Raw genomic sequence first — 22,448 nt, 5'->3', positions numbered from 1 at the left:
GGCTCTGTCAGGCGGGGAACACGCCGGTCGAAAGATAGCGGTCGCCGCGATCGCACACGACGAACACGATGGTGGCGTTCTCCACCGTCTTGGCCACTTCGAGCGCGACCCAGAGTGCACCGGCCGCGGAGATGCCGCCGAAGATGCCCTCTTCGCGCGCGAGGCGCCGGCACATCTCTTCGGCGTTGTCCTGGCTCACGCTGATTTCTTCATCGACGCGGCTCGGCTCGTAGATCTTGGGCAGGTATTCGGTGGGCCATTTGCGGATGCCCGGAATGCGCGAGCCTTCGGCCGGCTGCGCGCCGATGATGCGCACCGCGGGATTCTTTTCCTTCAAGAAGCGCGAGACGCCGGTGATGGTGCCGGTGGTGCCCATGGCGCTCACGAAATGCGTGATCTTGCCCTTGGTGTCGGTCCAGATCTCTGGGCCGGTGGTCTCGTAGTGGATGCGCGGGTTGTCGGCATTGGCGAACTGGTCGAGTACGCGGCCCTTGCCCTGCGCCACCATCTGTTCGGCAAGGTCGCGCGCGTATTCCATGCCGCCGCTCTTGGGTGTGAGCACCAATTCGGCGCCAAAGGCCTTCATGGTCTGTGCGCGCTCCACGGACAGGTCCTCCGGCATGATCAGCACCATGCGATAGCCCTTGATGGCCGCGGCCATGGCCAGCGCGATGCCAGTGTTGCCCGAGGTGGCTTCGATCAGCGTGTCGCCGGGCTTGATTTCGCCGCGCTCCTCGGCGCGCTTGATCATCGAGAGCGCGGGACGGTCTTTCACCGAACCCGCGGGATTGTTGCCTTCCAGCTTGCCGAGGATCACATTGCCGCGCTTGGCGTTTTCGGCCGCATCGATGCGTTGCAGTGCCACCAGGGGGGTCTTGCCGATGGCGTCTTCGATCGTCGGATAATTCATGGCAGCCACTGTGCCATAATTTTGGGCTTGCTTCAGAACCCTGCCCGGGTGGTGAAATTGGTAGACGCAGGGGACTCAAAATCCCCCACCGAAAGGTGTGCCGGTTCGATTCCGGCCCCGGGCACCACATTTTTGACCGGCATTCAGGCTGCCTCGCGCAGCCCTGTATGCACCGTCGGGTGCACAAGCCGCACGCGCAGTTCGCGCTTGAGCCGTGTGTTGTCGAGCCGGCGCGATTCCCCCATGAAACTCAGCAGTTGCAGCGGCAATTGGCGCTGGGCTTCGTCGCGCGCCAGGCGCGGCGGGCGGGGCATGCCGTACAAGTCGGCGGCCAGGTCGATGTAGTCGCCCATGCGCAGCTCGGTGTCGTCGGCGGCATGCACGATGCGCTGCGGCCGGCCGCGGAACAGCGCCGCCACGCAAGCGCGCGCCAGGTCGTCGGCGTGAATGTGGCTGGTGAACACGTCGTCCTCGCGCCGCAGCACGGGCGTGCCGCGCTGAAGGCGCTGGCGCGGCGTTCCGCCTTCCCGGTCTGGCGCATAGATGCCTGGAATGCGCAGGATGCTCGCACGCACGCCGGCGCTGCGGCCGAGCCAGCGCACCGCCCGCTCGGCATCCACGCGGCGATGGGCGCGGGGCGTGTCGGGCCGCACGGCCCGCGTCTCGGTCACCCGCGCGCCGCCGCAGTCGCCATAGACGCCGCTGGTGGATCCATAGACGAATGCCAGCGGCGCGGAGCGCAGCCGCAGCGCGCGCGTCAGCGCGGTGGTGCGCTGATCCCGCCACCACGAGGCACCGCCATCGCGCGCCGGCGGCGCCAGGTGCAGCACGCGCGTGGCCACGCCGGCCAGCCGCCGCAGCGTGGCAGGGTCGTCAAGGTTGCCCACGAGCGGGCGAATACCAGCTGCCCGCAGCGCCGGCACGCGGGCCATCGACGAAGTGAGCGCCACCAGCTGCATGCGGCCCCGCAGATCGCGCGCCACGCGCTGGCCCACGTCTCCGCACCCCACGATCAGCAGGCGCTCGCGGCGAAAGCGCGCCGGCAGCGCGCCGGAAGGGCTATTGATTGAAGGCAAAATCCGGGGTCCTTTCCCTTTTTTCTCTTTTCTGCCACAGGCTGAAACAAGCCGAAGAATACCGATGACTGTTGCAGCGCCGCATGACGCGGGCTTTTCCATCACCGTCGAGCCCAGCGGGCGTCACTTCGTGGTGCATGGCGATGAAACCATTCTCGCGGCCGGCATCCGGCAAGGCATCGGGCTCCCCTATGGGTGCAAGGACGGCGCCTGCGGCTCGTGCAAGTGCAAGAAGCTCTCCGGCGAGGTCGAACTCGGTCCGCACCAGAGCAAGGCCCTGAGCGCTGAAGAGCAACTGGCCGGCTTCGTGCTGACCTGCTGCGCCCATGCCAAGAGCGACGTGGTGCTCGAGTCGCGCCAGGTCACCGAGGCCGGCGCGCTGCCGATCCGCAAGATGCCGGTGCGGGTGCTTGCACTCACGCGGCTGTCGCATGACGTGATGAAGCTGCGCCTGCAATTGCCGGCCGGCGAGCCGCTGCAGTTTCATGCGGGCCAGTATGTGGAATTCATCCTGCGCGACGGCGCGCGCCGCAGCTATTCGATGGCCAATGCGCCGCACACGCTGAGCGAGCCGGGCACGGGCATCGAATTGCACCTGCGGCACCTGCCCGGTGGCAAGTTCACCGACCACGTGTTCGGCGTGATGAAAGAGAAGGAAATCCTTCGCATCGAGGGCCCCTACGGCAGCTTCTTCCTGCGCGAGGACTCCGACAAGCCGATGATCCTCCTGGCCTCTGGCACCGGCTTTGCGCCGATCAAGGCCTTGCTCGAGCACATGAAGTTCAAGCGCATCGACCGGCCCGCCGCGCTCTACTGGGGCGGCCGCCGGCCTGAAGACCTCTACATGGACGGCTGGGTGCGCGAGCAGCTGAAGGAAATGCCGAACCTGCGCTACGTGCCGGTCGTTTCCAACGCCACGCCCGAAGACAACTGGACCGGCCGCACGGGCTTCGTGCACCGCGCGGTGCTGGAAGACTTTGCCGACCTTTCGGGCCACCAGGTCTACGCCTGCGGTGCGCCGATCGTGGTCGACTCGGCCAAGCACGACTACGTGACGCTGGCGGGCCTGCCCCAAGACGAGTTCTTTGCCGACGCGTTCACCACCGAGGCGGACAAGGCGCTGCCCTGATCTCCGATCTTGATCCCCGCAAGACGACACGGAACAAAAAATGAAAACGAGACACTTTCTCCTCGCACTGCTGGCCAGTGCCACGCTGATTGCCACCGGCCAGGCGGTGGCCCAGCAGCAGCAACAGCGCCCGATCCGCCTGGTGGTGCCCTACGCTGCGGGCGGTCCGATCGACGTCACGGCCCGCATGCTGGCCGAACGCGTGAAGGACACGCTGGGCACGGTCATCATCGACAACAAGCCCGGTGCGGGCGGCAACATCGGCGCGGACATCGTCGCCAAGGCCGCGCCCGACGGCCTCACCATCGGCATTGCGGCCACCGCCACCCATGCGGTGAATCCGTGGCTCTACAGCAAGATGCCGTTCAACGCCGCGACCGACTTCGCACCCATCACGCAGATGGTGCGCGTGCCGAACGTGCTGGTGATGAATGCCGAGACGGCGCAGCGCCTGAAAATCAACACCCTGGCCGACCTGGTCCGCTACGCCAAGGCCAACCCGGCCAAGCTCAACTACGGCAGCGGCGGCAACGGCAGCGCCGGGCATCTGGCGGGCGAACTGTTCAAGAAGCAGGCCGGCATCTTCGCGCTGCATATTCCGTACAACGGCGGTAATCCGGCGCAACTGGCGCTGCTCTCGGGGCAGGTCGATTTCAACTTCGACAACCTGGCCACGGCGGCGCCGAACATCCGCTCGGGCAAGCTCAAGGCCATTGCCGTCACAACCTTGCAGCGCAGCAGCGCCATGCCGGACGTGCCGCCCGTGGCCGACACGCTCAAGGGCTTTTCGATCGACACCTGGTGGGGGCTGGTGGCACCGGCCGGCACGCCGCACGACGTGGTCGTGAAGCTCAACCAAGCCTTCGTGGCGGCGCTGAATGCACCGGAAACGAAGACCCGTTTTGCCACGCTGCTCGCCGAGCCCGTGGCCAGTTCGCCCGAGCAGTTCGGCGCGTTCATGAAGAGCGAGCTCTCCAAGTACGAAGCCGTCGTGAAGGCGACCGGCGCCAGGGTCGACTGACCCCGGCCCTCGCCGGCTACTCGCCCAGGTAGGCGGCCCGCACGCGCGGGTCGCGCAGCAGTTCCTTGGCATCGCCGTTCATCGTGATGAGCCCGGACTCCATCACGTAGCCACGGTCGGCCAGCTGCAGCGCGCGGTTGGCGTTCTGCTCCACCAGCAGAATGGTCACGCCCTGCGCGGCCACGGTCTGCACCACCTCGAAGATCTTGTCGCACATGATGGGCGACAGGCCCATGGTGGGTTCGTCGAGCAGCAGCACCTTGGGACGCGCCATGAGCGCGCGGCCCATGGCCAGCATCTGCTGTTCGCCGCCCGACATGGTGCCCGCGAGCTGGTCCTTGCGCTCGCGCAGGCGCGGGAAGGTCACAAACACGCGCTCCATGTCGCTCGCGATCTCTGCCTTGTCCGTTCGGATGTAGGCGCCGATCTGCAGGTTCTCGGTGATGGTCATGCGCGTGAACACGCCGCGCCCTTCGGGCACCATCACGAGGCCCTCGCCCACCAGGTCCCACGCACCGCGGCCCTTGATGTTGCGGCCCAGGAATTCGATGGTTCCCGCGCCGGCCGGCAGCGTACCGGTGATGGCCTTCATGGTGGTGGTCTTGCCGGCGCCGTTGGAGCCGATGAGCGACACCAGTTCGCCTTCGTGAACCTCGAAGTCCACGCCTTTGACGGCCTGGATGCCGCCGTAGCCGACCTTCAGTCCGCTGACCTTGAGCAGCGTCTTGCCGGTGGCAGTGGCCGCGGTCTTCGGAGGGGTTGCAGTTGCCGTTGCTGTCGTTGTTTCTTCTGCGCTCGTCATCGTCGTCGTGGTCATTTCAGTGTCCTCCGGTGCCGAGGTAGGCCTCGATCACCTTCTCGTTCTTCTGCACGTCGTACGGTGTGCCTTCGGCAATCTGCTTGCCGTAGTCGAGCACAGTGACGCGATCGCACAGGCCCATGATGAGCTTGACGTCGTGTTCGATGATGAGAATGGTGCGGTCGTCCTTGCGGATGCGATCGATCAGCTCGCGCAGCAGCACCTTCTCGGTCGTGTTCATGCCGGCGGCGGGCTCGTCGAGCGCGATGAGCTGCGGGTCGGTGGCCAGTGCGCGCGCAATTTCGAGCCGGCGCTGGTCGCCGTAGGAGAGCGTGCGCGCCTTGTAGTCGGCAAACTTGCCGATGCCCACGTAGTCAAGCAGTTCCTGCGAGCGCTCGGCAATGGCCTTTTCCTCGGCCTTGAACGAGCCGGTGCGCAGCATGGCGCCAAACACGCCCGAATGGGTGCGGATGTGGCGCCCGACCATGACGTTCTCGAGCGCCGTCATCTCGGAGAACAATCGGATGTTCTGGAAGGTGCGCGCGATGCCGGCCTTGGCCACTTCATGCACGGCCGTCGGCTGATAGGGCTTGCCGGCGAGCTCGAAACTGCCGCTGTCGGGCGTGTAGAGCCCGGTGATCACGTTGAAGAAGGTTGTCTTGCCGGCACCGTTGGGGCCGATGAGGCCGTAGACCTGGCCGCGTTTGATGGTGATGCCGACGTCGGAAAGGGCTTGCAGGCCGCCGAAGCGCTTGGAAATTCCGCGGACTTCGAGGATGGTGTCTGTCGTCATGTTGATTTTTTCCTTCGGCTCACGGATTGATCGACATGGGACGCGAGGCTGCACCGGGCAGTTCGTCCGCAGGCGTTTCGATGCCCGGTGCTTGGGTCTGGAGCGAACCCGGCGCGACCGGCGCGCCGGGGGCGGCCCCCTTCCGCTGCAAGGTCTTGCCATGCTCGGGCGAAGGCCAGAGGCCGCGCGGACGCACCAGCATGATGACGATCATGGCCAGTGCGATGAAGAGCTGGCGCAGGATGGACGCGTCAAGGCGGCCATCGGTCAGGGCCTGCAGCGGGCCGGCGACATAGCGCAGCACTTCCGGCAGTGCCGCCAGCAGCACGGCGCCGAGAATCACGCCCGGCAGATGGCCGATGCCGCCCAGGACCACCATGGCGACGATCATCACCGACTCCATGAGGCTGAACGACTCCGGCGATACGAAGCCTTGGAAGGCCGCGAACATGGCGCCCGACACGCCGCCGAAACTGGCGCCCATGCCAAAGGCCAGAAGCTTCATGTTGCGGGTGTTGATGCCCATGGCCTTGGCGGCGATTTCATCCTCGCGGATGGCCATCCAGGCGCGGCCGATGCGGGACATCTGCAGGCGGTGCGAAATGATGATGGTGGCGACCACCAGCGCAAGGAACAGGTAGTAGTAGAGCGTGACCGATGAGATCGTGAAGCCGTCGAACTTCCATGCCTTGCCGAGGTCGAGTCCCCAGAACTTGACGGAATCGATGGCGGTGATGCCCTTCGGCCCGTTGGTGATGTTGATCGGCTGGTCGAGGTTGTTCAGAAACACCCGGATGATTTCGCCGAAGCCGAGCGTCACGATGGCCAGGTAGTCCCCGCGCAGCTTGAGCGTGGGCGCCCCGAGCATCACGCCCAGCACGCCCGCCACCACCAACGCCAGCGGCACCACGATGAGCAGCGAGGTGTGCAGCCCGTTCGGGAACATGGCCTTGAACCACGGGAATGTGTCGGACAGGTGGGACGAGCCCATCAGCGCGTAGAGGTAGGCCCCCACGGCAAAGAAGGCGACATAGCCCAGGTCGAGCAGGCCGGCGTAGCCGACGACGATGTTCAGGCCGAGCGAGAGCATCACGTAGAGCAATGCAATGTCGGCGATGCGCACCCAGGCGTTGCCCTGGCTCTGCAGGAAGATGGGCAGGGCGAGCACGGCGACAACGCCGAGAACGTAGAGAGCGAGGTTCTTGCTGTTCTTCATGGTGTTCTGCTCCTCAGGCCCGATCCGCCACGCGCTCGCCGAGCAGGCCCGAGGGCCGCAGCGTGAGCATGACGATCAACACGATGAACGCGAAGATGTCGCTGTAGTTGCTGCCCAGCACGCCGCCGGTCAGCGAACCGATGTAGCCGGAGCCGATGGCTTCGATCAGCCCAAGCAGGATGCCGCCAACCACGGCGCCGGCCAGGTTGCCGATGCCGCCGAACACAGCCGCGGTGAAGGCCTTGAGGCCGGGAAGGAAGCCCATGGCATGCTGCGCGATGCCGTAGTTGGAGGCATACATGACGCCAGCGATGGCCGCAAGCACGGCACCGATGATGAAGGTGGCCGAAATGACCATGTCAGGCCGGATGCCCATGAGCGCCGCGACGCGCGGGTTCTCGGCGGTGGCACGCATGGCGCGGCCGAGCTTGGTGTAGTTGACCAGCCACATCAGCACCACGAGGGAAAACGCCGTGACGCTCAGGATCATGACCTGCGTGGGCGAGATCACTGCGCCACCCACTTCGATGGGCGTGGTCGACAGCAGGTTGGGATAGGCCTTGTTGGTCGGCTTCCAGATGATCATAGCCAGCGTCTGCAGCAGGATGGACATGCCGATGGCGGTGATGAGCGGCGCAAGCTTGGGGCTGTTGCGAAGCGGCCGGTAGGCGACCTTCTCAATCACGAAGTTGAGCGTGGCGGCCACCACGCAGGCAATGATCAACGCGATGATGAGGATCAACCAGCCGGGCGTGCCGGGCATCGATTCCTTCATGAGGCCGATGATGGTCCAGCTTGTGAGCGCCCCCACCATCAGCACTTCGCCGTGCGCAAAGTTGATCAGGTTGATGATGCCGTACACCATGGTGTAACCCAAGGCTATCAAGGCATACATGCTGCCGAGAACCAGACCGTTGATGATCTGCTGCAGCAATATTTCCATAACGCGTTCCTATTTGTTGCACCGTTGCGGGGTGCCGTTCACCCACCGTGGCACCGGTTGGGCACCTTGGCTTGATAAGCAAAAAACCAGCCAGCATGTGCCGCTGGCTGATTTGTGGCCGGGATTGTAAGCACCCACCAGCGCCGATTTGGTGCGCCTTCACCGGGGTTTACCCGCTCACGCCATGCTGTATGCGAGTGAAGTCATGCGGGGCCTGCCCGCACTGTGAAAAGACGTATCACTCTTCGCGCTGGCCGTTGAGCCGACGGAGCTCGCGCAGCTTTTCCGCGATGCGGATCTCGAGCCCGCGTTCGACGGGCTGATAGAAGACCTGCCCCTCCAGACCTTCCGGCAAGTAGCGCTCGCCGGCGGCAAAGCCGCCCTCCTCGTCGTGCGCATAGCGGTAGCCCTTGCCGTAGTCGAGGTCCTTCATGAGCTTGGTCGGTGCGTTGCGCAGGTGCATCGGCACGGGACGCGTGCTGTCCTTCTTGATGAGGGCACGCACTGCGTTGTAGGCGACGTAGACGGCATTCGACTTGGGGGCTATCGCGAGGTAGACCACGCACTCGGCCAGCGCGAGTTCGCCCTCTGGCGTGCCGAGCCGTTCATAGACCTCGGCCGCATCGAGCGCCAGCCGGAGCGCGCGCGGATCGGCCAGGCCGATGTCTTCGCTCGCCATGCGTACCAGCCGGCGCGCCATGTAGCGCGGGTCGGCGCCGCCATCGAGCATGCGCACGAACCAATAGAGCGCGGCGTCGGGGTCGCTGCCGCGCACGGATTTGTGCAAGGCGCTGATGGTGTCGTAGAACTGCTCGCCGCCTTTGTCGTAGCGCCGCATGCGCTCGCCAAGCACGCGCAGCAGCCATTCGTCTGCGATGTTGTCGAGCTTCTCGGCACGGGCCGCGACGGCCAGCGTTTCGAGCGTGTTGAGCAGGCGCCGTGCGTCGCCATCGGCGTAGGCCACGAGCCGGTCGATCGCTGTGTCTTCGATGGCGGGCACCGCCTGGATGGCCTGCGCCTTGGCGACGATCTGCTTCAGGTCGGCCTCGGTGAGCGGCTGCAGCACGTACACCGCCGCGCGCGAAAGCAAGGCCGAGTTGACCTCGAACGAAGGGTTCTCGGTGGTGGCGCCGATGAAGGTGAACAGCCCCGATTCGACGTGCGGCAAGAACGCATCCTGCTGGCTCTTGTTGAACCGGTGCACTTCATCGACGAAGACGATGGTGCGCCGCTGTTCCAGGCCGTCCCGCGCGGCCGTTGCGCGCTCGACCGCCTCGCGGATGTCCTTCACGCCGCCGAGCACGGCGCTGATGCTGAGAAACTGCGCATCGAAGGCATCGGCCATCAGTCGGGCGATGGTCGTCTTGCCCGTGCCGGGCGGCCCCCAGAGAATGCACGAATGCGGCTGGCCCGACTCGAACGCGATGCGCAGCGGCATGCCCGGCCCCAGCAGATGCTGCTGGCCAATGACCTCGCCCAGCGTCTTCGGACGCAGGCGCTCGGCAAGGGGTTGATGCGAACTGTTGGCCAAACCTGCCTGTTTTGATCTGCTATTGCTTGATGACGTCGGCTCCGGCCGGCGCCTTGAAGTCGAACACGTTGGCGGGCAGCGCCGGATTCACTTCGACCTTGCTGAACTTGAGCACCGAGCGTTGGCCGAAGCTGTCGAGAATTTCGAGCGCCGCCAGCGCGTCGCCCTGGAAGCCGACCTGTACATTCTGCAACTGGCCGTCCTTGTTCTTGGGCGTGGCCTTGACCCACTGGAGCCCATCACGCTCGGGTGCGGCCTCGAGCGTGAAGTCGGCTTGCAGCGCGCGCAGGTCGGGGGCCGCGGCAATCAGCGCGGCAGGCGTGGAGCCCAGCGCCTGCGACTGGGCACGCTGCGTGACCTGGTTCAGGTCGGCGTCGTACAGCCAGAGCGTCTTGCCGTCGGCCACGATGCTCTGGGCAAACGGCTTCTGGTAGTCAAACTTGAATTTGCCCGGACGCTGGAATTCGAAAGTGCCGTTCGATGTCTTGGTGCGGCCCGGCTGCCCTTCTCGCGGCGGTGCGGTCACGGTCTGGGTGAACTCGGCGCGGCCCGACTTGACCGTTTTCACGAAGGTTTCGAGGCTTTCGAGACCGCCGGCCCAGGCGTTGGCCGTTGAGAGAAGGGATGAGAGAAGGCCGATCAACAGCCAGTGGCGAATTTTCATTTGGGACTCCTCGGCAAGCGATGCCGTCGACATGACCATACCCCGCGACGCGTTGCGCCATGTGCGGGGCTTGATGAAGTTTTGCAACGCTAGAGCAGCTTTTGCAACCGGCTTGTCAGCGCGTAACTTCCGGGGCGGCGGGTTTTGGCCGGCTTATTCGGCACGCGCAGGCACGAGAATTTCGCGTTGGCCGCTGCCGCTCATGGCACTGACGAGGCCTGCCTTCTCCATGTCCTCGACCAGCCGCGCGGCGCGGTTGTAGCCGATCTTCAGGTGGCGCTGCACGAGCGAGATGCTGGCCTTGCGGTTCTTGAGCACCACCTCGACCGCCTGGTCGTACATCGGGTCTTTCTCGGCGTCGCCGCCCTCGCCCAGCATGTCGCCGTCGCCGTCTACTGTGCCGCCTTCGAGCACACCTTCGATGTAATCGGGCTCGCCCTGGCTCTTGAGGTAGGCCACCACACGGTGCACTTCTTCATCGCTCACAAAGGCGCCGTGCACGCGAATCGGCAAGCCGGTGCCGCTGGGCATGTAGAGCATGTCGCCCATGCCGAGCAGTGCTTCGGCGCCCATCTGGTCGAGGATGGTGCGGCTGTCGATCTTGCTCGACACCTGGAACGCAATGCGGGTCGGAATGTTGGCCTTGATGAGGCCGGTGATCACGTCGACGCTGGGCCGCTGCGTGGCAAGAATGAGGTGGATGCCTGCGGCGCGCGCCTTCTGCGCGAGACGGGCAATGAGTTCTTCGATCTTCTTGCCGACCACCATCATCAGGTCGGCCAGTTCGTCGATCACCACCACGATGTGCGGCTCGCGCTTGAGCGGCTCGGGATCGTCGGGCGTGAGGCTGAAGGGGTTGTAGATGAACTCCTCGCGCGCCTTGGCTTCGTCGATCTTGGTGTTGTAGCCGGCCAGGTTGCGCACGCCCAGCTTGCTCATGAGCTTGTAGCGGCGCTCCATCTCGGCCACGCACCAATTGAGGCCGTGTGCGGCCTGGCGCATGTCGGTGACCACGGGCGCCAGCAGGTGCGGAATGCCTTCGTAGACCGACATTTCGAGCATCTTCGGGTCGATCATGAGCAGGCGGACGTCGCGCGCCTCGGCCTTGTAGAGCAGCGAAAGAATCATCGCGTTGATGCCGACCGACTTGCCCGATCCGGTGGTGCCGGCCACCAGCACGTGCGGCATCTTCGCGAGGTCGGCCACCACGGGGTTGCCGATGATGTCTTTGCCCAGGCCCATCGTGAGGAACGACTTGCCCTCGTTATAGACCTGCGAACCGAGAATTTCGCTCAGCTTGATCGACTGACGCTTGGCGTTTGGCAACTCGAGCGCCATGTAGTTCTTGCCCGGAATGGTTTCCACCACGCGGATCGACACCAGCGAGAGCGAACGCGCAAGATCCTTGGCCAGGCCGACGATCTGCGAACCCTTGACACCCGTGGCGGGTTCGATTTCGTAGCGCGTGATCACCGGGCCCGGCGAGGCAAGCACCACGCGAACCTCGACACCGAAGTCCTTGAGCTTTTTCTCGATCATGCGCGAGGTCATCTCGAGCGTGTCGGCCGACACCGTTTCCTGGCGCACCTGGGCGGCATCGAGCAGGTCGACTTGCGGCAGCTTGCTGTCCGGCAGTTCCTTGAAGAGCGGCTTCTGGCGTTCCTTGACGACGCGATCGCTCTTGGGCACCTCGGTCATCGCGGGCTCGATCTGCACGGGCGGCGACGGGGCCCGGCGCCTGGGGCGCGGGTCGATGCGCAACTCTTCGTCGCCGTCTGCGCCTGTGGGCTCGCTGCCACTGGCCGCTCCGTGCGAAAACTGTGGCTCCTCGGCCTCGGCGCGCTCGCGCGCGGCCTGCTTGCCAAGAGCGATATCGGCCGCCATCTCGCGCTTTTCGCGGCGCGACTCGAACAGCGAATAAGCCCGCGCGCCGATGCGCTCGGCAATCTGGGTCCACGAGAAGCGGAACACCAGCGCCGAACCGATCACGCCGGCGGCGATGGCCACCAGCGCCGAGCCGGTGAAGCCCATCCAGCGCACGCTCGATGGCCCCACAAGGTAGCCGAGCGCCCCGCCGCCCGAGCCCGGCAGATGGGACTCGAGCCGGTACAGCCGCGACCATTCGAGCACGGCGCTTGCGCACAGCAGCAGGACGAGTCCGAACCAGAACGCCAGTCGGCTGCGATTGAAACGGCCGCGCACGGGTTGTTCGGCCGGCGCGGGCTCGCCGCCGCGCAGCCAGTTGGCAAGCGACGAAAGCCAGGCGCGCAGGCCCGCCGCGAGGCACCACCACACCGAATAACCCGCCAGGAAGTAGCTGCCGTCGGCCAGCCAGGCGCCGATGCGGCCGCCCCAGTTCTTGATTTCGCCGCCGGTGCCGGAGGTGGACCACGCCGCATCCGACGGCGTGAAGCTCAGCATGGCCAGCAACCAGAACAACAACCCCGCAAACCCCGCGATCAGCGTGATCTCGTGGGCAAAGCGCATGGCGCGCACGCGCACCGGTTGCCCCTCGGCGGCGGAAGAAGATTGAAGCGTATTGAGCGAATAGGTCATGAAAAACACGGCACCCAGCCTTCGAAGCGGCGGCTGGAGGCCTGAACACTACAACAAAAGGCGGCCGCCAGAAGCGCCCGCCCCACGGCTCAAGTCAGAGACAGGAGCCTTTCCTTGACGAGCATGGAGCCGTCGTCCTGGGTCTGCACGAATCCACGCTCCTCGAGATCCTTCATCACGCGGCTCACCATCTCGCGCGAAGCACCCACCATTTTCGCAAGATCCTGGCGCGATATCTTGTCGCGCACCTTGAGATTGCCGGCGCCGTCTTCCAGGGCGAACTCGAGCAGCGAGCGCGCCACGCGGCCATAGACATCCATCAACGCCAGCGATTCGATCTTGCGATCGGCGTGGCGCAGGCGCTGCACAAGACCGCGCATGATGTTGTAGGCCATGGAGGAGTTTTCGGGCAGGCAACGTGCAAACGCGTCGCGGCCCAGCATGAGAACGTCGCACTGGATTTCAGTGCGCACCGTGGCCGAATGCGGCTCGTCGTCGATCAGGCTCATCTCGCCGATGTAGTCGCCCGTGTGCAGCGTGGCAAGGATCACCTCGCGGCCGCGGGTGTCGGCACTCGTGACGCGCGCCCGTCCGGTAAGAATGATGTAGAGCGCATTGGACTTCTTGCCTTGCTCGACAATGACCTCCGCTCGCTTGAAACGCTTTTTGATGATCGCATCCGCAATGCTTGCGGATTGCGAGGATGTCAGCGAAGCGAACAGCGGAACGCGTCGCAACAGATCAAGATTGGACAGCATCGACATTTATCAATCCCTGATACCGCACGTGCAAGTCCTCCCCATCTTTGGTTTTTCGATGGATTACTACAATCGCGCGCATTGAAAACACCGTGCACCCGGCGTTGAACCGGGCGGTGATACTCCCTATATAACGGCTACCACCCTGAAAATGTACACGCTGACGCAGCGCAATTACTAGGCTTTCCAATCATGTCCGCTCCCCAACACGCCAAGGTTTTGATCCTCGGCTCCGGCCCTGCCGGCTATACAGCTGCCGTTTATGCAGCACGCGCAAATCTGAAGCCCTTGCTCATCACCGGCATTGCCCAAGGCGGCCAATTGATGACCACCACAGAAGTTGACAATTGGCCGGCCGACGTTCACGGCGTTCAGGGCCCCGAGTTGATGCAGCGCTTTCTCGAACACGCAGAGCGTTTCAAGACGCAAATCGTTTTCGACCACATCAACAAGGTCGACCTGGGAAAGCGCCCTTTCACCCTGACCGGTGACAGCGGCACCTACACCTGCGATTCGCTGATCATTGCCACCGGCGCTTCGGCCAAATACCTGGGCCTCGATTCGGAGCAGAAGTTCATGGGCCGCGGCGTTTCTGCCTGCGCAACCTGCGACGGCTTCTTCTATCGCGAGCAGGAGGTGTGCGTGATCGGCGGCGGCAACACGGCCGTCGAGGAAGCGCTGTACCTCGCCAACATCGCCAACAAAGTCACGCTGGTTCATCGCCGGGACAAGTTCCGCGCCGAGCCCATCCTGATCGACAAGCTCCACGAAAAGGTGGCCGAAGGCAAGATCGTGCTGAAGCTGCACAAAGAACTCGACCAGGTGCTGGGCGACGAAACAGGCGTGACGGGCATCCGCATCAAGAGCACGCAGAACGGCGAAACCGAACAGATCGATCTCAAGGGTTGCTTCATCGCCATCGGCCATCACCCCAACACCGACATCTTTCAGGGGCAGTTGGAGATGAAGGACAACTACATCCTGACCCGCTCGGGCCTGCAGGGCTTTGCGACGATGACCAGCATTCCGGGCGTCTTTGCCGCGGGCGATGTGCAGGACAACGTGTATCGCCAGGCCATCACGAGCGCAGGTACGGGCTGCATGGCCGCGCTGGACGCGCAGCGCTTCCTTGAACAGGACGGCACGCTCTAGACCGGGCTGCGGCCAAAAGGGCTATAATCCAAGGCTTTGCCGAAACAGCACCACTCCCCGTGGGTTCGGCAAGCCGGGGTACCGCCACCCGTTTCTGGCGAGGTCAAGCTGCAAAACACCTGCAATCTTCACGGTTGCGCCGGTGCCAGCTGTTCAAGAAAGAGTGTCCTCATGGCACGCGTATGCGACGTAACGGGCAAAGGCCCGATGGTCGGAAACAACGTTTCCCACGCCAACAACAAAACCAAGCGCCGGTTCCTGCCGAACCTGCAATATCGCCGTTTCTGGGTCGAGACTGAAAACCGCTGGGTTCGCCTGCGTGTTTCGAGCGCTGCACTGCGCCTGATCGACAAGAACGGCATCGACGCCGTGCTCGCAGACCTGCGCGCACGCGGCCAAGCTTAAGGAGCTGAATCATGGCAACGAGCAAAGGCGGACGCGAAAAGATCAAGCTGGAATCCACCGCGGGTACCGGCCACTTCTACACGACCAGCAAGAACAAGAAGACGATGCCTGAAAAGATGTCGATCATGAAGTTCGACCCCAAGGCACGCAAGCACGTCGAATACAAGGAAATCAAGCTGAAGTAATTCAGCGCTGGTTTACCCAAAGCAAAAAACCCCGCCGGGCTCGCCCTGCGGGGTTTTTTGTTGCCTGCAGATCCCGCCTTCCGCTCTTCCGCTGCCGATTCTTCCAATTGCTTCTTCCCCGTCGGCTCCTCCAAACAGGAAAGAGACAGGCGTAAAAAAGCCGGCACGCCGGCCGGCTTTTAAGGGGAGCGGCTAGGCGCTGCTTATCAGGCCCGCGCTGCGCGCAAGCGGGTCGAGAACTCGCGCAGGCCGGCGATACCGCTGGCTTCTGCACGGTGGCACCAGGCCGCCAAGTCGGCCGCCAGTTGCTCGCGCGACTGCGACGTGTTGAGCCACAGCTGGCGCAACTCTTCGCGCATCGTGACCATCTTGTCGATGACCGGGTGGGCAGCACGCGCCTGCACGAGGTGGGTGCGAGCCGATGCCGGCACCTTGTCGTCGTCGCGATGCAACCAGTTCTTGGCGGCCTTGAGCACCGAGATGTCGCCGCCCTTGGTCTTGAGCGCAGCCAGCTCCGCCTTGGTGACGCGGCGCATTTCGCGCGCATAGCCGGCCATGACTTCATAGCGGTTGGCAATGACCGCCTCGAGCGTCTTCTCGTTGGCCACGGGCTGGATGTCGCCCAACTGCATCTTCGGCGGTACCTTCTTGACCTTGGCCCAGCCGACCTTCTGCATCATCTGGATATAGACCCAGCCAATGTCGAATTCGTACTTCTTGACCGAGAACTTGGCCGACGTGGGATACGTGTGGTGATTGTTATGCAGCTCTTCGCCGCCGATGATCAGGCCCCAGGGCGAGACATTGCGGCTGGCGTCCTGCGCCTCGAAATTGCGATAGCCCCAGTAGTGGCCAATGCCATTGATGATGCCGGCCGCCGTGATGGGGATCCAGAGCATCTGCACAGCCCAGACCGTGAGGCCAAGCGCGCCGAACAGTGCCAGGTTGATGACCAGCATCAGGCCAACGCCTTGCCAGCTGTAGCGCGTGTACAGGTTGCGTTCGAGCCAGTCATCGGGCGTGCCGTGGCCGTAGCGCTCCATCGTTTCCTTGTTCTTCGACTCGGCGCGATACAGCTCGGCGCCGCGCCAGAGGACTTCGTCGATGCCCTTGACTTGCGGGCTGTGCGGGTCGTCTTCGGTTTCGCACTTGGCGTGGTGCTTGCGGTGAATGGCCACCCATTCCTTGGTCACCATGCCGGTGCCGAGCCAAAGCCAGAAACGGAAGAAATGCGAAGGGATCGGCCCCAGATCCATGGCCCGGTGCGTCTGCGTACGGTGCAGGAAGATGGTGACCGCGGCGATCGTGATGTGCGTGGTGACGAGCGTGTACAGCACGACTTGCCACCATGTGAGGTCCCACAAGCCGTGTCCGAGCCAGTCGATGGCCGCGCTCAAAACGGCAGAGTCAGGAATCAACATTGAATTAAGTACTCCATGGCCACACGAAGGTGCAACCTTTCAGTTAACCTGCGATTTTAAGGGGGCAAGGCCAAAATGAGGCCTTTTGCCCTTCCACAAAAGCGCAGATTTACCCTAGTTTGGAGTGCCGCGCCTATTTGCGGTTCCACACAGCCGCAAAGAAGCCGTCCGTCGAGTGGCGGTGGGGCCAGAGCCGCAGAAAGCGGCGGCCGTCCGGCCCGCCAGTGCAGAGCTTCTCGAAACCCTCCACCTTCAGGCCCTGCAGCAGTTCCGCCGCGTCCTGGGGCACGAAATCCGGGTTGGCGGCGCTGAAAGCCTCGGCAATGGCCTCGTTTTCTTCCGGCAGCACGCTGCACGTCGCATAAATCAGACGACCGTCGGACTTCAGCAGGCGCGCCGCGCTTTGCAGGATGGCGGCTTGCTTGACCGTCAGTTCCTCGACCGATTTGGGCGACTGGCGCCATTTCAGGTCCGGATTGCGGCGCAGCGTCCCCAGGCCCGAGCAGGGTGCGTCGACCAGCACGCGGTCGATCTTGCCCGCCAGACGCTTGATGCGATCGTCGCGCTCGTGCGCGATGGCGGCCGGATGGACGTTGGATAGCTTGCTGCGCGCGAGCCGCGGCTTGAGCGCATCGAGCCGGTGCGCCGAGGTGTCGAAGGCATAGAGCCGGCCGGTGTTGCGCATGGTGGCGCCAATCGCCAGCGTCTTGCCGCCCGCACCGGCGCAGAAATCGACCACCATTTCGCCACGCTTGGCGTCCAGCAGCAGCGCAAGCAATTGGGAGCCCTCGTCCTGCACCTCGACAGCGCCGCGCGCAAAAGCATCGAGCTTGGTCAGCGCCGGCTTGCCATCGATGCGCAAGCCCCAGGGCGAAAACGGAGTTGCTTCAGATTTGATAGCAGCCTTCGCAAGCTCAGCCTTCACCTCTGCCCGCTTGTCGGTCAGGGCATTGACCCGCAGATCGAGCGGAGCGGGCTGCTGCAGGCTCTCGACCAACGGCCAAAAACCGTCGCCCAGCTGCGCCTTGAGCGGCGCGACCAGCCATTCGGGCAGGTTGTGCCGGTGGCGCTCCAGCAGGTCTTCTTGCTTGACGGCATCGCAGTTGTCGAGCCAGCGCTTTTCGGTGTCGTTGAGGGCGCTCTTCAAGAAGTCGCGCGGGCCGTAAAAGCCCAGGATCGCCATGCGGCGCTCTTTGGAGCCGGTGCCCGAGGGCGAGAGATGGTCGAACAGGAGCTTCTTGCGCAGGACGGTGTACACGGTCTCGGCAAGCGTGGCTCGCTCGCGCGGGCCGAACTCGCGGTGGTCGCGGAAAAACCGCGAAACGACCTGGTCGGCCGGGTGATCGAATTTCAGGACAAGGCCGACCAGATCGGCGGTGGCCTCCAACAGGGCTTTGGGGTGCATGACCCGATTGTCTCAGCCGGGCGCCCCCCCTACGCCGTGCGCGTCCAGATCGTTCCAAAAGCCTGCCGTTCAATGTCCTCCAGCGTGGGCGAATGGCCGGCCCAGAGAACCAGCGCCGCCCCCGGTAGGCTCAGGGTCTGCTCGAGTTGGCGGCAGAGCTGCCAGCGGTCGTCGTCGTCCATGCCGGGCAGATCGACGAACACGATGTAGGCCCGGCGCCACGGAAATTCGCGCAGGGTCTTGCGCACCAGCCAGGCCCTCGAGATGGGGAGGCAGCGCGACAGGTCGGCCCGCAACTCGCCCAGCTCATGGTCGTTCAGGTCGTGCCGGACGATCTGGCTGAAGAAAGGCGTTTCGGTGATCTCCTCCCAGGCGCGCGCCTCGGCTTCTTCGGCCTCCTTGAGGCGGCCGCGCCACAGCTTGAGCGCTTCCTCGTCGTGCGCTCCCGCATCGGGGTCCTCGAGCGCCGCTACCGCGTTTTTGGCGGCCCACCAGCGGCTGGCCGCGCTGCATCCGTGCAAACGCTCGAGCACCGCCAGTCGAGCGTTTCGATCGCGCGGGGGCAGCATCTGTGCCACCCCCCGCAAGGCGCCGGGATGTTCGGGAGCGATCCGCAGCACGCGTTCATAGCGCTCGCGCACCGGCGCGGCCGGATCGAGCCGGCGTTCGGAATCGGCCCACTCAACCATTTCGTCGGGCGTGTTGCGTTCGCCCCGCGCAGCGAGAAGCTCGATGCGTTCGCGGACGCGCGTCCGGTGCGCATGGTGCTGCTTCCAGTCGCTGGCGTGGGCGCGGCGCCATTGGGCGTCGAAATGCGCGATCCACTTCGCGCTGTCTGCAAGCATGCCCAGCGACGGTTCGGCGGACCACGGCGGCACCACGGCCTTTTGGCCGAGTGCCTCGAGGCGGTCGCGCAGAACGGGGTGGGTGTCGTCCAGGTCGCTGACGCGGCGCATGGCCTCGCGCAGCGCCTGGCGTGCAAACTCGCTGCTCGGCGGCGTGGCGGCAAGCTCCCTCAAGGCCTTGAAGGGACCGGGCGGCTGTGGCTCGCGTTCGGCGCGCCCCCAATGCGAAGCCCAGAATTCATTGGCGTACCAGTTGCCCTTGATCGCTATTTCGGTCAACGCGGCCGCGGCGACGGGCGTACCCAGGAGCCGACCCGAAATGCGGTCGGCTTCATACTCGTCCTGCCGAGCGAGCGCAAAGGTCCGGGCCGCAAAGCGCGGAAAGTACCAGCGGAAGAATGCCTGCGACACCAGCGCCATTGCACCTTCGTCGCGCTGCAGGCTGGCATCCAGCTTGAGCCACGAGAGCCGCGTGCGGTAGATCCATGCGCTGAGCTTGCCGTGGTTGCCGCGCAGGTGCCCGTACTCGTGGGCGAGCACCGACAGCAGCCGGCGCCGGTCCAGCATCATCAAAAGCGGCAGGCCGATGGAAAGGGAATTGACCGCCCCGCCGAACAGGCCGAAGCGCGGCACCTGCCGGATGCTGGCGTTGAACTCGTCGTCCAGATAGACGCGATGGACCGGCGGCCCTTTGATCTTCTTGCGTATGCGGTCGAGCGCCTCGAACAGTGCCGGGGCATCCTCGCGCGACAGTTCGCATCCATCGGGTTCGTCGAAACGCACCCACAGCGCACGCAGCGTGGCCCAGAGAAGGCCCAGGGCAAACAGCAGCAGCCATCCGCGCGAGAAACTGAAACGCCCGCGTCCGGCCGACAGCGCCACCCAGGCGATGATGCCGATCGACAGCGCCAGGCAGGCCATCACCCAGAGATAGCCGAGCGCGGCAAAAGCCGCCACGTTGCGACGGTAGCGCACGCCGTCGTCGGCGCTGGCATGCTCGCTCAGCCGGACGAGGTGAACAAAATCAGCGCGATCCATCCAACTTTCCTCCAACCCCGCCACACAGTTTGAAAGAGGCCCCACCGTGAACGACAACGACCTGCCACCGCTGATAGAGACGCCTCCCGGCCGCTATCGCCATTACAAGGGCGGCGAATACGAGGTGCTGGGCACCGTGCGCCACAGCGAGACGCTGGAACCGATGACGCTCTACCGCGCGCTTTACGGCGCGAAGGGGCTCTGGGTCCGCCCGGCCGCGATGTTCGGCGAAACCGTGGAGATCGAGGGAATTCGCCAATTGCGCTTCGCCCCGGTCCAGATCGCGGCGTAGCCTCAGCCGCAGCGAACGTCCGTCACCCGGCCGCGCGCATCCACGTCGAGGTTGAGGCGTCCGCCGTTAAGTTCCATCGTGACTGCTTCGCCGGGCTTCAGCGCCCGCACCGTGCCTGCACCGGCGCGCACCCGGGCGGCAGCCTCGAGTTGCGGCGACAGCGGCTGTCCGACAGCGAAGCGTGCACCATCGGCATTGCACTGGTACACCGGCTCGGCTGCTGCGGCGGATGCAGCGGGTGCTGCAGGGGTGGGCGCCGGGGCTGGCGCGGCGCAAGCCGCCAGCAAGACGGCGCTGGCGATCGCGGACAGTAGCGATTGGGTTTTCAATGAATGCTCCCGAAAACCCGCGAATATAAACAAAATTAACGTGTGTGACTTGATGTATCGGCAAGCCATTCCGCAATGGCGCGTGGATACAACTGATGCTCTTGCGCGAGCACCCGGCTGGACAGCGTTTCGGCCGTGTCGTCCGGCAGCACCGGCACTACCGCCTGGGCCAGGATCGGCCCATGGTCGAGTTCGGTGGTCACCTGGTGCACCGTGACACCGGCCACCTTGCAACCGGCGTCGATCGCCCGCTGGTGCGTGTTCAGCCCCGGAAACGCTGGCAGCAGCGAAGGATGGATATTCACCAGGCGGCCCGAGTAGCGGCCGACGAAGGCCGGCGTCAGGATGCGCATGAAGCCTGCCAGCACGACCAGCGCAGGCGAACGCGCGTCGACGGCCTTCGCCAGCGCCTCGTCGAATGCCTCGCGGCTCGGAAAGTCCTTGTGCGGGACCACGGCCGTCTCGATGCCGTGCGACTTGGCGAGCGCGAGCCCTCCGGCGTCGGCCTTGTTGCTGATGACTGCGGCAATGCGCGCGCCAAAGCGCTCGGACCAGCGGTCGCGCTCGGCGGCACGCACGATGGCCGCCATGTTGGAGCCGCCGCCAGAGATCAGGATCACGATGTTCTTCATGGGAGGCCGGGATTATCCGTGTCCCGGCCGGCGCATCCCGAAACGCCGGTGGCTTGTCGCCGCGCGGACACCGTTCAACAGCACGACCGTGCTAAAACTCCGGATTCCGGAGACACACGCCATCGCCGCGATGGCGGCGGATCGATCAACACAGCGAGGCACGCATGGATTTGAGCTTCACGCCCGAAGAACAGCAGTTCCGCGAAGAAATTCGCGCCTGGGTCAAGGAACACCTTCCCAAGGAGATTTCGCACAAGGTGCACAACGCGCTCGAACTGACGCGCGACGATATGCAAGGCTGGGCCAAGATCCTCGGCAAGAAGGGTTGGCTAGGCTACGGCTGGCCGAAGGAATTCGGCGGCCCCGGCTGGACCGCCATCCAGCGCCACCTGTTCGAGGAAGAAACCGCCTTGGCCGGGGCGCCGCGCATCATTCCGTTCGGCCCCGTGATGGTCGCCCCGGTGATCATGGCTTTCGGCAATGCCGAACAGCAGAAGCGCTTCCTCCCCGGCATCGCGAGCGGCGAAGTCTGGTGGAGTCAGGGCTACAGCGAACCGGGTTCGGGCTCCGATCTGGCGTCGGTCAAGACCAAGGCCGAGCGCAAAGGCGACAAGTACATCGTCAACGGCCAGAAGACCTGGACCACGCTCGGCCAATACGGCGACTGGATGTTCAACCTCGTGCGCACCAGCAATGAAGGCAAGCCGCAGACCGGCATCAGCTTTCTCTTGCTCGATATGAAGTCGCCCGGCGTCACGGTGCGGCCCATCAAGCTGCTCGACGGCGGCCATGAAGTGAACGAAGTGTTCTTCGACAACGTCGAGGTGCCGGCCGAGAACCTGATCGGCGAAGAGAACAAGGGCTGGACCTACGCCAAGCACCTGCTCTCGCATGAGCGCACCAACATCGCCGACGTGAACCGCGCCAAGCGCGAACTCGAGCGCCTGAAGCGCATCGCGAAGAGCGAAGGCATGTACGACGATCTTCGCTTTCGCGACGAGATCGCCAAGCTCGAAGTCGACATCGTTGCGCTCGAGATGATGGTGCTGCGCGTGCTCTCGGCCGCCACCTCGGGCAAGAACTCGCTCGACGTCGCGGGCCTGCTGAAGATCCGCGGCAGCGAAATCCAGCAGCGCTACAGCGAACTGATGATGCTGGCCGGCGGCGCCTATTCCCTGCCTCTCATCCGCGAAGCAATGGAAGCCGGCTGGCAAGGCGACTTTCCCGGCGGCAACCCGGCGCTTGCGCCGCTTGCGTCGACCTTCTTCAACATGCGCAAGACCACCATCTACGGCGGCTCGAACGAAGTGCAACGCAACATCGTCGCGCAGACGGTTCTGGGCTGAGG

Annotated in this window: 22 protein-coding genes and 1 tRNA gene; 8 read left to right on the top strand and 15 right to left on the bottom strand. The window is 64.5% G+C overall.

Annotated elements, in window-relative coordinates; translation table 11 throughout:
* Positions 1-7: 7 nt before the first annotated feature.
* Positions 8-910, bottom strand: coding sequence for a cysteine synthase CysM (gene cysM / locus ASC78_RS17745; protein WP_055803941.1), 903 nt, complete (start codon positions 908-910; stop codon positions 8-10).
* A gap of 42 nt (positions 911-952) precedes the next feature.
* Between cysM and ASC78_RS17740 the strand changes: the two genes are divergently transcribed.
* Positions 953-1,037, top strand: a tRNA-Leu gene (locus tag ASC78_RS17740).
* Positions 1,038-1,053: 16 nt separating this feature from the next.
* Here ASC78_RS17740 and ASC78_RS17735 read toward each other — a convergent pair.
* Positions 1,054-1,986, bottom strand: coding sequence for an NAD-dependent epimerase/dehydratase family protein (locus ASC78_RS17735; RefSeq protein ID WP_055803937.1), 933 nt, complete (start codon positions 1,984-1,986; stop codon positions 1,054-1,056).
* Positions 1,987-2,050: 64 nt separating this feature from the next.
* On the opposite strand from ASC78_RS17735, the gene ASC78_RS17730 reads away from it, so the two are divergent.
* Entirely contained in the window at positions 2,051-3,115 is a 1,065-nt protein-coding gene (locus tag ASC78_RS17730; RefSeq protein ID WP_055803934.1) for a CDP-6-deoxy-delta-3,4-glucoseen reductase, read from the top strand.
* Positions 3,116-3,155: 40 nt separating this feature from the next.
* Positions 3,156-4,136, top strand: a complete 981-nt coding sequence (locus tag ASC78_RS17725; protein WP_055803932.1) for a Bug family tripartite tricarboxylate transporter substrate binding protein — start codon at positions 3,156-3,158, stop codon at positions 4,134-4,136.
* A 16-nt stretch (positions 4,137-4,152) separates the two neighbouring features.
* Here the strand turns inward: ASC78_RS17725 and ASC78_RS17720 are convergent, their stop codons facing one another.
* The 8 genes from ASC78_RS17720 to ASC78_RS17685 form a co-directional block, all read right to left on the bottom strand.
* Positions 4,153-4,938: an ABC transporter ATP-binding protein gene (locus ASC78_RS17720; protein ID WP_200934326.1), complete on the bottom strand. Its 786-nt coding sequence runs from the start codon at positions 4,936-4,938 to the stop codon at positions 4,153-4,155.
* 16 nt (positions 4,939-4,954) lie between these two features.
* The gene (locus ASC78_RS17715) at positions 4,955-5,728 is read right to left on the bottom strand and encodes an ABC transporter ATP-binding protein (RefSeq protein WP_055803929.1); all 774 of its coding nucleotides are present in this window, start codon (positions 5,726-5,728) and stop codon (positions 4,955-4,957) included.
* 19 nt (positions 5,729-5,747) lie between these two features.
* A complete protein-coding gene (locus ASC78_RS17710; RefSeq protein ID WP_055803926.1) occupies positions 5,748-6,944 on the bottom strand; it encodes an ABC transporter permease subunit in 1,197 nt (398 codons plus the stop codon).
* 13 nt (positions 6,945-6,957) lie between these two features.
* Complete coding sequence (locus ASC78_RS17705) at positions 6,958-7,887, bottom strand: branched-chain amino acid ABC transporter permease (RefSeq protein ID WP_055803923.1); 930 nt, start codon at positions 7,885-7,887, stop codon at positions 6,958-6,960.
* Positions 7,888-8,125: 238 nt separating this feature from the next.
* Positions 8,126-9,418: a replication-associated recombination protein A gene (locus ASC78_RS17700; protein WP_055803921.1), complete on the bottom strand. Its 1,293-nt coding sequence runs from the start codon at positions 9,416-9,418 to the stop codon at positions 8,126-8,128.
* 19 nt (positions 9,419-9,437) lie between these two features.
* Positions 9,438-10,082: an outer membrane lipoprotein chaperone LolA gene (gene lolA / locus ASC78_RS17695; protein ID WP_055804377.1), complete on the bottom strand. Its 645-nt coding sequence runs from the start codon at positions 10,080-10,082 to the stop codon at positions 9,438-9,440.
* A gap of 153 nt (positions 10,083-10,235) precedes the next feature.
* Entirely contained in the window at positions 10,236-12,638 is a 2,403-nt protein-coding gene (locus tag ASC78_RS17690) for a DNA translocase FtsK (protein ID WP_055803918.1), read from the bottom strand.
* Between the two features lie 89 nt (positions 12,639-12,727).
* Positions 12,728-13,402, bottom strand: coding sequence for a Crp/Fnr family transcriptional regulator (locus ASC78_RS17685; protein WP_055803915.1), 675 nt, complete (start codon positions 13,400-13,402; stop codon positions 12,728-12,730).
* Positions 13,403-13,588: 186 nt separating this feature from the next.
* On the opposite strand from ASC78_RS17685, the gene trxB reads away from it, so the two are divergent.
* From trxB to rpmG, 3 genes are all read left to right on the top strand, one after another.
* Positions 13,589-14,548, top strand: a complete 960-nt coding sequence (trxB, locus tag ASC78_RS17680) for a thioredoxin-disulfide reductase (RefSeq protein WP_055803913.1) — start codon at positions 13,589-13,591, stop codon at positions 14,546-14,548.
* A 171-nt stretch (positions 14,549-14,719) separates the two neighbouring features.
* Positions 14,720-14,953: a 50S ribosomal protein L28 gene (rpmB, locus tag ASC78_RS17675; RefSeq protein ID WP_007830293.1), complete on the top strand. Its 234-nt coding sequence runs from the start codon at positions 14,720-14,722 to the stop codon at positions 14,951-14,953.
* An 11-nt stretch (positions 14,954-14,964) separates the two neighbouring features.
* A complete protein-coding gene (gene rpmG / locus ASC78_RS17670) occupies positions 14,965-15,138 on the top strand; it encodes a 50S ribosomal protein L33 (RefSeq protein WP_007830291.1) in 174 nt (57 codons plus the stop codon).
* 206 nt (positions 15,139-15,344) lie between these two features.
* Here rpmG and ASC78_RS17665 read toward each other — a convergent pair whose 3' ends face one another.
* The 3 genes from ASC78_RS17665 to ASC78_RS17655 all read right to left on the bottom strand — a co-directional run bounded on the left by ASC78_RS17665 (position 15,345) and on the right by ASC78_RS17655 (position 19,847).
* The gene (locus tag ASC78_RS17665) at positions 15,345-16,559 is read right to left on the bottom strand and encodes a DesA family fatty acid desaturase (RefSeq protein ID WP_055803910.1); all 1,215 of its coding nucleotides are present in this window, start codon (positions 16,557-16,559) and stop codon (positions 15,345-15,347) included.
* A 133-nt stretch (positions 16,560-16,692) separates the two neighbouring features.
* Positions 16,693-17,964 carry an RsmB/NOP family class I SAM-dependent RNA methyltransferase gene (locus ASC78_RS17660; protein WP_055803907.1) on the bottom strand — a complete coding sequence of 424 codons (1,272 nt, stop codon included), beginning with the start codon at positions 17,962-17,964 and terminating at the stop codon, positions 16,693-16,695.
* Positions 17,965-17,993: 29 nt separating this feature from the next.
* On the bottom strand, positions 17,994-19,847 hold the full coding sequence (locus ASC78_RS17655) for a M48 family metalloprotease (RefSeq protein WP_055803904.1): 1,854 nt from the start codon (positions 19,845-19,847) through the stop codon (positions 17,994-17,996).
* A gap of 46 nt (positions 19,848-19,893) precedes the next feature.
* Here ASC78_RS17655 and ASC78_RS17650 point away from each other — a divergent pair, with 46 nt between their 5' ends.
* Positions 19,894-20,139 (top strand): DUF1653 domain-containing protein, encoded by a 246-nt coding sequence (locus tag ASC78_RS17650; RefSeq protein WP_055803901.1) that lies wholly within the window; start codon positions 19,894-19,896, stop codon positions 20,137-20,139.
* Between the two features lie 2 nt (positions 20,140-20,141).
* Here the strand turns inward: ASC78_RS17650 and ASC78_RS17645 are convergent, their stop codons facing one another.
* Together ASC78_RS17645 and purN are read right to left on the bottom strand one after the other, a co-directional pair.
* A complete protein-coding gene (locus ASC78_RS17645; RefSeq protein WP_055803899.1) occupies positions 20,142-20,468 on the bottom strand; it encodes an I78 family peptidase inhibitor in 327 nt (108 codons plus the stop codon).
* Between the two features lie 35 nt (positions 20,469-20,503).
* A complete protein-coding gene (gene purN / locus ASC78_RS17640; RefSeq protein ID WP_055803896.1) occupies positions 20,504-21,100 on the bottom strand; it encodes a phosphoribosylglycinamide formyltransferase in 597 nt (198 codons plus the stop codon).
* Positions 21,101-21,264: 164 nt separating this feature from the next.
* On the opposite strand from purN, the gene ASC78_RS17635 reads away from it, so the two are divergent.
* Positions 21,265-22,446 carry an acyl-CoA dehydrogenase family protein gene (locus ASC78_RS17635; RefSeq protein WP_055803894.1) on the top strand — a complete coding sequence of 394 codons (1,182 nt, stop codon included), beginning with the start codon at positions 21,265-21,267 and terminating at the stop codon, positions 22,444-22,446.
* Positions 22,447-22,448: the final 2 nt, after the last annotated feature.

The sequence above is a fragment of the Variovorax sp. Root318D1 genome, assembly GCF_001424835.1.
Classification (GTDB): Bacteria; Pseudomonadota; Gammaproteobacteria; order Burkholderiales; family Burkholderiaceae_C; genus Variovorax.
The sequence above is the reverse complement of the archived record's forward strand: the minus strand, read 5'-3'. Positions and strand labels throughout refer to the sequence as shown.

Bases quoted from the DNA above. Each gene is read 5' to 3' on its own strand.
- ASC78_RS17690 (WP_055803918.1), bottom strand. From the start codon at position 12,638: ATGACCTATTCGCTCAATACGCTTCAATCTTCTTCCGCCGCCGAGGGG.
- ASC78_RS17710 (WP_055803926.1), bottom strand. From the start codon at position 6,944: ATGAAGAACAGCAAGAACCTCGCTCTCTACGTTCTCGGCGTTGTCGCC.
- rpmG (WP_007830291.1), top strand. From the start codon at position 14,965: ATGGCAACGAGCAAAGGCGGACGCGAAAAGATCAAGCTGGAATCCACC.
- lolA (WP_055804377.1), bottom strand. From the start codon at position 10,082: ATGAAAATTCGCCACTGGCTGTTGATCGGCCTTCTCTCATCCCTTCTC.
- ASC78_RS17685 (WP_055803915.1), bottom strand. From the start codon at position 13,402: ATGTCGATGCTGTCCAATCTTGATCTGTTGCGACGCGTTCCGCTGTTC.
- ASC78_RS17730 (WP_055803934.1), top strand. From the start codon at position 2,051: ATGACTGTTGCAGCGCCGCATGACGCGGGCTTTTCCATCACCGTCGAG.
- ASC78_RS17705 (WP_055803923.1), bottom strand. From the start codon at position 7,887: ATGGAAATATTGCTGCAGCAGATCATCAACGGTCTGGTTCTCGGCAGC.
- cysM (WP_055803941.1), bottom strand. From the start codon at position 910: ATGAATTATCCGACGATCGAAGACGCCATCGGCAAGACCCCCCTGGTG.
- ASC78_RS17720 (WP_200934326.1), bottom strand. From the start codon at position 4,938: ATGACGAGCGCAGAAGAAACAACGACAGCAACGGCAACTGCAACCCCT.
- purN (WP_055803896.1), bottom strand. From the start codon at position 21,100: ATGAAGAACATCGTGATCCTGATCTCTGGCGGCGGCTCCAACATGGCG.
- ASC78_RS17715 (WP_055803929.1), bottom strand. From the start codon at position 5,728: ATGACGACAGACACCATCCTCGAAGTCCGCGGAATTTCCAAGCGCTTC.
- ASC78_RS17635 (WP_055803894.1), top strand. From the start codon at position 21,265: ATGGATTTGAGCTTCACGCCCGAAGAACAGCAGTTCCGCGAAGAAATT.
- ASC78_RS17660 (WP_055803907.1), bottom strand. From the start codon at position 17,964: ATGCACCCCAAAGCCCTGTTGGAGGCCACCGCCGATCTGGTCGGCCTT.
- trxB (WP_055803913.1), top strand. From the start codon at position 13,589: ATGTCCGCTCCCCAACACGCCAAGGTTTTGATCCTCGGCTCCGGCCCT.
- ASC78_RS17725 (WP_055803932.1), top strand. From the start codon at position 3,156: ATGAAAACGAGACACTTTCTCCTCGCACTGCTGGCCAGTGCCACGCTG.
- ASC78_RS17655 (WP_055803904.1), bottom strand. From the start codon at position 19,847: ATGGATCGCGCTGATTTTGTTCACCTCGTCCGGCTGAGCGAGCATGCC.
- rpmB (WP_007830293.1), top strand. From the start codon at position 14,720: ATGGCACGCGTATGCGACGTAACGGGCAAAGGCCCGATGGTCGGAAAC.
- ASC78_RS17665 (WP_055803910.1), bottom strand. From the start codon at position 16,559: ATGTTGATTCCTGACTCTGCCGTTTTGAGCGCGGCCATCGACTGGCTC.